Genomic DNA, 6,485 nt, shown 5'->3' with positions numbered 1-6,485 from the left:
TTCGGTGAGAATGGGTTCGCGGTGGGGGTTGTGGGCGTGTCAGCTGGTGCCCCGCACTCAGCCTTCCGGAAGTCGTTCCACTTCTGCCCGTTCAGCGTGCCAGCCTGCTTGGCGGCTTGGTACTTCACGGAACAGTCCTTGGCGGATAGCGCCAAAGCTGGCGAGGCCAGCATGGCCGCACCAGAGGCAAGCGACAGGACGAATCGTGCGAAGCGAGCCATGCGAGGGATCTCCGGACCAAAACATGTGCGGTCGATGTCATCCCAAGGTGGCCCGCCGCTGCCTGTCCGGCAACCTGCTCACGCGGTCGCAGAACACGTGGGAGCGCCAGGGGCAGGCATAGACAGAGTGTCGGGGTTCAAAACACCCATTCCCCGATCATAGATTTACCGACACGTTTTCCCGACAGGTTTGACCCGGCTAGAGGCGCGAAATCGGACCGCCCGTCAGTCTGACGGTAAAACGGTCGGTTACCCTGCAAATCGAAGTTATGCACTCAGCACAGCCCAAAACGCAGGCGATCTTAATGATCGCCTGCGTTTCTTTGACTCTGGCTGAGTGAGCAGCTGATAGAACAGATCGGTAAATCAATGCGGTGGGCACCAACCCGCAATCGGCAGGGTGCAACGGCCATCTCTCCAGCTTGAATGAGCTAGGATTTATGCGGATGCCGAAAGTTTTGCGAGAGGCGTTTGATAGTGTCTTGTTGGCATTGAGGAAGCAATTGGCCTCTCGCTCATAGTCGAAGTCTGTTGCACGTTGGCGTGCTGCCAAATCATAGCATTACGACGCTCGATCAGATCCATGATAGCGTTCACTGTCTGACGAAGACGTACCCCAGTGATCGTTTCTGTGCCGTCCAGAGCCGGGCTGAGCGCCTCGAACATGAGTTCTTCCTTGAACGCATACTCGATCAGAATTTCTTCGACTTCGAGACGCACCGGTTCAAGAAACTCAACACCAAAGCCGTTAGCCTCTCGACGGGCGATGCGGCAGGCGCGCGGCACGCTGCTCATACCAATGGAAAGATCGAAATTTGGAGGAACCTGATCGTGTTCAAGTGTAGTTATGAAGCTACCATGGGATGAAATATCAGTAATAACGCATGGAATTACAGCTCTAGATCTTGGGACAAAAATCCGTGCCGACAAATTACAGGGCTGTCGTGGAATACGACGTCTATCTGACATTGCTGGCTCCATGTTTGTTGTAAAAATACCTCTTATACAATCTCATTGTCACGGCACATGGATTAATAAAAAGTAAAAAATCCAACTAAAATAAATAATCACTTCAAAATAGTATTGCAGTTAGAGGCGTTCTTTGCGATTGTATTTTATTTAGGTGGTAAAAGTCTCAACTACAGGTTCGGTTTGAAAACTGATTGAGAAAAGGGCTCTTGGCTTCCTATGAGTTGAAAACCCAGAATATTAAGTTTTTAGCAGCCCTCTTCGACATATCTGCGTGTCAAGAAAACGGTCGTCTCTCCGACGTATCGCTGGGGGCAAGTGGGAGGGCTGGCTCAGGCCAGATCTTGGTCCATCCGCTCCTCGATGATCAGCGACGACAAGGTCATTCGCTGCCCCTCTCCACGATCACGCGCAACCAGCATTCGGCTGACATCGTGGCTCCTAACGCTGTCGCGAAGGCGTAGGGCGACTGGGTCACCGATGTGGTGGACAGAGCCGTGATGCTCCACCGATAGGAGCCCGGTTGTTGCTCGCTCGGGAACACCGAGATCACATGGTTGCGTTTCGTAATGTTGGTCATGCCTGGGTCATGCCACGCGGGTGCGCGCCCATTGTGGCCGGGGCGACTTCGGTAGGATTTTGAACTGACCTACTACCCGGCTCGCAACGCCATGTTGTCGAGGGAGGCACGCCTCGTTACAGCGCGCTATGGACAAGCTCGAAGCCCTTCTGGACCGCCTCAAGACCCGGCCAGCGCGACCTCATCATGGAAGTCGCTCAGTACGACACGATGCCTGCCGACAGCACGTTGAAGCGGATTGCGGAGCTTGAGAACGCCATCGCCGCGGTGGAGGCGGTAGCCGACGAAGAACGAGGTCGGCGGCGGTTGTAGAGATGCACGTCGCCGAGCGGGTCTTGGGAGCAATTTCAGCCTCAGATGAGCGTGCGCGAAGCGTCCCGCCCCTCATAACCAAAGCAGAACGCCGAGCCTCATGATCTGTAGAGCGAACAAGGTGCCGATCATGATCTTGGCGGCGCGATCGTGATCATCTTGGGCCCGCCGCTCAGCCTCGGTCTGCATCAGACCTACCCCTCGCGCGACCTGTGTAGGCGAGCATTAGGTGACCCGCGGGGTCCCACACCATTGCGATACGACGCTTGCTGGACCTGTGCGCTTCCACTTCATAAGCGGCGATTGTGACAGCCTCCATTTCACTGTCAGCTTCGTAGATCAAAGCTTTCCCGCTGGGCGTACCTGCCGACCCAATCTGCTGCACCCTGACACTGTAAGCCATCGCGCCCTCTCCAGCAGTTGACGCCCGCGCCAGCCGATCGGGGAAATGCCGCCAGCGCGGGCGTTGCCGAAGTTGCCAAGCAGCAACTACGACGGCACAGCGTCGCATAGGTTATCGCTCTCAAGATCATCAAAAGAGCGAATTAGATAGAGAGTCTTTATGATAAAATTTAATTTTTGAGAAATTCGTAAATAATCTCATCAAATTATAAGGCGCGCCTTTGAGGCATTGGCATCGTAGGACTGTCGTGGCGGCTTTGCTCAGGCTGTTTCGATCCCTCACGGGTTGTGATCTGAGCCTACCCGCTGTGCGTCTCCTCCCGAACCAACCTCGCCCCGCGGCCAGTCTGGTGCGCGGGGCACTTTGACAGCGAGATCGAGGCCCCGCGGCGGGTAGGCGTAGGGGGCGATGATGTCTGGCACTCAGTGCTGGCAGAACGTGGACAGGTTCGCATCGGCGTTGTTGGCGGTGTCGTGCTTCTGATGGGCGGTAGCCAACACCACCCGCGTGGTCCGCAGCTCGCCTGTAAGGTCCGCGAGCGTCGGCGGTTAAGTGAGGCTCTTGCCCTTCCCGTCGCGCCAAGCGCCGATCTGAGCGTCCCACCAACGTCCGTTGCCGAGTTGGTAGACGACACGCCCGTGCGGGTGACCGCAGCCCTCGCAGGCGCTGCCAGCGCGCCCGAACCGGACCATGGCCGATAGTTCGCGCCAGTCGATCGGGTAGTAGAAGCGGTGCTCGGTACGGATCGGCACTCGGTGGCTATCCAGGACGGGTGGGCTCCGGGTTCAACCATAGCGGTAAAAACCTGACGGATGGCACTCTTTCAGAGCGTTCGGGTTTGACAAGAAGCGTTCGCTCACCTCCCTGGCACCCTCAATCGTTTTGAGGCACAGTGCTCGACGACCCACTTCGCGAGCCGATCGGCGGTAAGGGGAGCCTCAGGGTGATCGAGCTTCAGCGCCGCGAGGGGCATCTCAGGAAACTCGGCCTCGTCCAGGCTCTGCACCAAGCCCAGGCCACCGTGCGCGGTGATCGCGAGAATGCCTGTGGCCCCATCGGTGTTTGCTCCGCTGAGCACGATCCCGACGACACGCGCGCCGTAGGTTTCGGCGGCTGAGATGAACAAGGGGTCGGCGGCAGGTCGCGTGAAATGCTCCCTGATCCCCTTATCCAGCCAGATCCCGCCGGCACGCAGCCGCATGTGGTGGTCGGGCGGCGCGACGTAGATCCGGCCGCGCTCGATCACCTCGCCATGCTGCGCGAAGGCAACTGGAAGACTGCCGTGCCAAGCGAGGATGCTGGGGAGGATGCTGTGGTTTGCCCCGATGTGCTGGACGACGAACACGGAGGCGCGGCAGGTGGGCGGAAGAGCGGCTACGATCTGCACAAGCGGACCGAGGCCACCAGCGGAGGCGGCGATGACGATGATGACACGCATTCCTCTGCAACAATCACTGCAGCAGGTTCCAGTTCATCTGCGCCGGGCCGATCATCCGAGCAAGGTCGAGCGCGGACGGTTCAAACCGTCAAGCTTGGGTTGTTGCTTCAACTCTACCGATCAAGAGATTTGCGATCTGCATGCGAAGGGCCTCGACCTCGGCATGCATCTCGCCGGCATCGACGGCGGTTTCAATTAGGAGTTCCCGGGCCTCGGCTAGCTCGGCACGCAATTCGGCATTTCCAGTTGCGAGCGCTAAGACCAAAGCCGTCGTGTCGTCGCTCATCCTTCAGAAAGCTGTTTGATCCATCGTAGCCGCCGCCGCATCCGCGGCCAGCAGGTCGCCCGATGTGTTGCAGCGGTCCTGCCTTCCCCCCACGGCAGGGCCGCCTCCTACCTGTTGGCTCGCACGTCCCCTCGTGCTCTTACTACCTGACCGGTATTTTGGACCGGGCCAGTTGCGAGGCTACTGCATGGTCGCGCCCATGGGTAGCCGGAAGGCCAGATCCGGGAAGTTGAGGGGCGCGGGCGGCCGATAGCCCAGCGACGAATGGGGTCGGACGCGGTTGTTGGTGTTCTGCCAGAGGCCGTTTACGATCTGTGCCTCCTTCAGCGAGTAGAATATCTCCTGGCGCAGGCACTCGTCGCGCAGCTTGCCATTAAAGCTCTCACAATACCCGTTCTCCCACGGTGATCCTGGCGCGACGTACTGGATCTGCGGACCAGTTTTGGCCACCCATTTGCGCAACGCCTTCGCGATCATTTTGGGACCATTGTCGCAGCGGATGTTCTCCGGGATGCTGTGGAGGCACATCGCCTCTGCCAGGGCCTCGATTACGCCGAGGCTGTTGATACGCCGCGCCACCTTCAAGGCGAGGCACGCCCGGCTGTGCTCATCGATCAGCGTCAGGATGCGCAGGCTCCGGCCGTCGTGGGTCTGGGCCTGCACGAAGTCGAAGCTCCAGACGTGGTTGCGGTGAAGTGGCCGCAGGCGCACGCACGAGCCGTCGTTCAGCTAGAGGCGGCTGCGGGGTTTATGTCGAGTGGGGACCTTGAGCCCCTCGCGACGCCAGACGCGCTGAACCCAGTCCTTGCCCACCTGCCAGCCGCCTGCCTGCAGCAGCGCGGTGACACGACGGTAGCCATAGCGCCCCTACTCGGACGCCAGGGCAACGATGGCTCGGGTCAGCCCATCCTCGTCGGCCGGCACGGTGGGCACGTAGCACTGCGTGCCCCGGTGCTGGCCGACGATCCGGCAGGCGTGACGTTCCGAGAGACCATACTTCTCCCGAATGACGTCGACCGCCCGCCTGCGTCGCTCGGGGGCTACAAATTTCCCGAGGCGACGTCCGCCAGAACCTGCTTCTCCAAAGATAGATCCGCCACAAGCCGACGAAGCCGGGCGTTTTCGCTCTCCAGATCTTTCATCTTTCTGGCCTGATCAACCTTCAGGCCGCCGTACTCCTTACGCCAGCGGTAGTAGCTCTGCTCGGAGACATCTGCTTCCTTACAGGCAACGGCGACGCTTTTCCCTTGTGCCGTCTGCACCTCGATCTGGCGCAGCATCCGCACGACCTGTTCCGCGCTCGGCCTCTATCCTCGCTTCATCCCCAACTCATCTGCACCGGGCTGATCCTCTCAATCAGCCCGGTCCAAAGCCAACCGGCCAGGTCAGTCTCAATCTGATATCTGAGGAGAGACAAAGGCGAGCTGTCATCAGATGCTCTCCGTAGGCGCTAGCGGATTTCGAGCTTAGACTCATGGAAAGCCCGCCGCGACGGACGCCGGGCGGGCTTGTCTGCCGAGTTCCCTGAGGTTGGATACGTTCATCCTAGTGGAAGGTTTCGCTTCGCTTCGCTGGCGCGGGGGCGCTCGTTGAGCGACAGTTCCATCCGAAATCGCAGGGGAAGCCGCGATGCGGATGGTGAAAGCCGACCTGACGGACGAACTTGCCCCCGAGATCCGCGAGATCTGCGAGGGCTTCCATCGATTGTACGAACGCGCCTCACTGGCTGAGCAGATCTCCTGGCAGCGCACTCGAGCTGTCCGGACCTGCCGGAACAACCGCAAGATTATGAGGCTGCTAGGCGATCCAGCGCTTCAGGGCTATGCCGGCTCGGCGCTGCGGCGCGCGCAGATCCGGCTGCTGCGAATTCGGATATGGCGGGCGACCGGGGTGTATCCGGGAGAGGGGTAGTGCAGGTACGAAAAAGCCCGCCACGGCGGCTATTGGGCGGGCTGAGGTGATGTCAGGGCCAGAGAAACCCCTTCGATGGCCGGGTCGTAGCGTGGGCTGGTTAACGGAGAACGAACGAGCCCCGCGCGGCGGATACCGGCGGGGCTAAGTGCGACTCGGGTAGGAAATAGCGTGAAACGGAAGTGCCCCACGCCGTGGCCGTAAGCGATCGCTGTGCCACCGAGTGCGTGCCGGCCTACGCACCTACGCGCCGGTGGACGAGATCGATCGGCAGTTGGCCCGTCCCGACTTCGCGGCCCTGATCTATCCGGTCGTCACGCTGGAGCCGCCTTACGACAACACGGGCACCCGGCGGAACCTCGTCG

The 6,485-nt window shown here is 60.0% G+C and carries 7 protein-coding genes and 3 pseudogenes; 4 read left to right on the top strand and 6 right to left on the bottom strand.

The features are described from left to right. The 3 genes and pseudogenes from MKK64_RS10165 to MKK64_RS10155 form a co-directional block, all read right to left on the bottom strand. Positions 1 to 221 (bottom strand): annotated as a pseudogene (locus tag MKK64_RS10165) (hypothetical protein); the annotation flags it as partial. Between the two features lie 438 nt (positions 222 to 659). Further along, a complete protein-coding gene (locus tag MKK64_RS10160; RefSeq protein ID WP_243934220.1) occupies positions 660 to 1,190 on the bottom strand; it encodes a PilZ domain-containing protein in 531 nt (176 codons plus the stop codon). 382 nt (positions 1,191 to 1,572) lie between these two features. Then, a complete protein-coding gene (locus tag MKK64_RS10155) occupies positions 1,573 to 1,770 on the bottom strand; it encodes a hypothetical protein (RefSeq protein ID WP_243934217.1) in 198 nt (65 codons plus the stop codon). Positions 1,771 to 1,956: 186 nt separating this feature from the next. Here MKK64_RS10155 and MKK64_RS28080 point away from each other — a divergent pair, with 186 nt between their 5' ends. Beyond that, positions 1,957 to 2,082: a hypothetical protein gene (locus MKK64_RS28080; protein ID WP_279593122.1), complete on the top strand. Its 126-nt coding sequence runs from the start codon at positions 1,957 to 1,959 to the stop codon at positions 2,080 to 2,082. A gap of 951 nt (positions 2,083 to 3,033) precedes the next feature. Here MKK64_RS28080 and MKK64_RS28240 read toward each other — a convergent pair. Both MKK64_RS28240 and MKK64_RS10145 read right to left on the bottom strand, forming a co-directional pair. Continuing rightward, complete coding sequence (locus MKK64_RS28240) at positions 3,034 to 3,237, bottom strand: hypothetical protein (RefSeq protein WP_313898902.1); 204 nt, start codon at positions 3,235 to 3,237, stop codon at positions 3,034 to 3,036. Positions 3,238 to 3,341: 104 nt separating this feature from the next. After that, positions 3,342 to 3,923, bottom strand: a complete 582-nt coding sequence (locus MKK64_RS10145) for a chemotaxis protein CheB (protein WP_243934215.1) — start codon at positions 3,921 to 3,923, stop codon at positions 3,342 to 3,344. Here MKK64_RS10145 and MKK64_RS10140 point away from each other — a divergent pair. Beyond that, positions 3,904 to 4,122, top strand: a complete 219-nt coding sequence (locus tag MKK64_RS10140; protein WP_243934213.1) for a hypothetical protein — start codon at positions 3,904 to 3,906, stop codon at positions 4,120 to 4,122. The two genes, MKK64_RS10145 and MKK64_RS10140, sit on opposite strands and share 20 nt — an antisense overlap. Before the next feature lie 267 nt (positions 4,123 to 4,389). Here MKK64_RS10140 and MKK64_RS10135 read toward each other — a convergent pair. Continuing rightward, a pseudogene (locus MKK64_RS10135) lies at positions 4,390 to 5,489 on the bottom strand (IS3 family transposase). 349 nt (positions 5,490 to 5,838) lie between these two features. On the opposite strand from MKK64_RS10135, the gene MKK64_RS10130 reads away from it, so the two are divergent. Both MKK64_RS10130 and MKK64_RS10125 read left to right on the top strand, forming a co-directional pair. Then, positions 5,839 to 6,120, top strand: coding sequence for a hypothetical protein (locus tag MKK64_RS10130; RefSeq protein WP_243934211.1), 282 nt, complete (start codon positions 5,839 to 5,841; stop codon positions 6,118 to 6,120). Positions 6,121 to 6,364: 244 nt separating this feature from the next. Then, positions 6,365 to 6,485 (top strand): annotated as a pseudogene (locus tag MKK64_RS10125) (alpha/beta hydrolase); the annotation flags it as partial.

Origin of the sequence: Methylobacterium sp. E-025 (genome assembly GCF_022829705.1) — a bacterium.
GTDB lineage: Bacteria > Pseudomonadota > Alphaproteobacteria > Rhizobiales > Beijerinckiaceae > Methylobacterium.
Note: the sequence above shows the minus strand (reverse complement) of the source record. Positions and strands in the feature narration are given on the sequence as shown.

Bases quoted from the DNA above. Each gene is read 5' to 3' on its own strand.
- MKK64_RS28080 (WP_279593122.1), top strand. From the start codon at position 1,957: ATGGAAGTCGCTCAGTACGACACGATGCCTGCCGACAGCACGTTGAAG.
- MKK64_RS10160 (WP_243934220.1), bottom strand. From the start codon at position 1,190: ATGTCAGATAGACGTCGTATTCCACGACAGCCCTGTAATTTGTCGGCA.
- MKK64_RS10140 (WP_243934213.1), top strand. From the start codon at position 3,904: ATGACGATGATGACACGCATTCCTCTGCAACAATCACTGCAGCAGGTT.
- MKK64_RS10130 (WP_243934211.1), top strand. From the start codon at position 5,839: ATGCGGATGGTGAAAGCCGACCTGACGGACGAACTTGCCCCCGAGATC.
- MKK64_RS10145 (WP_243934215.1), bottom strand. From the start codon at position 3,923: ATGCGTGTCATCATCGTCATCGCCGCCTCCGCTGGTGGCCTCGGTCCG.
- MKK64_RS10155 (WP_243934217.1), bottom strand. From the start codon at position 1,770: ATGACCAACATTACGAAACGCAACCATGTGATCTCGGTGTTCCCGAGC.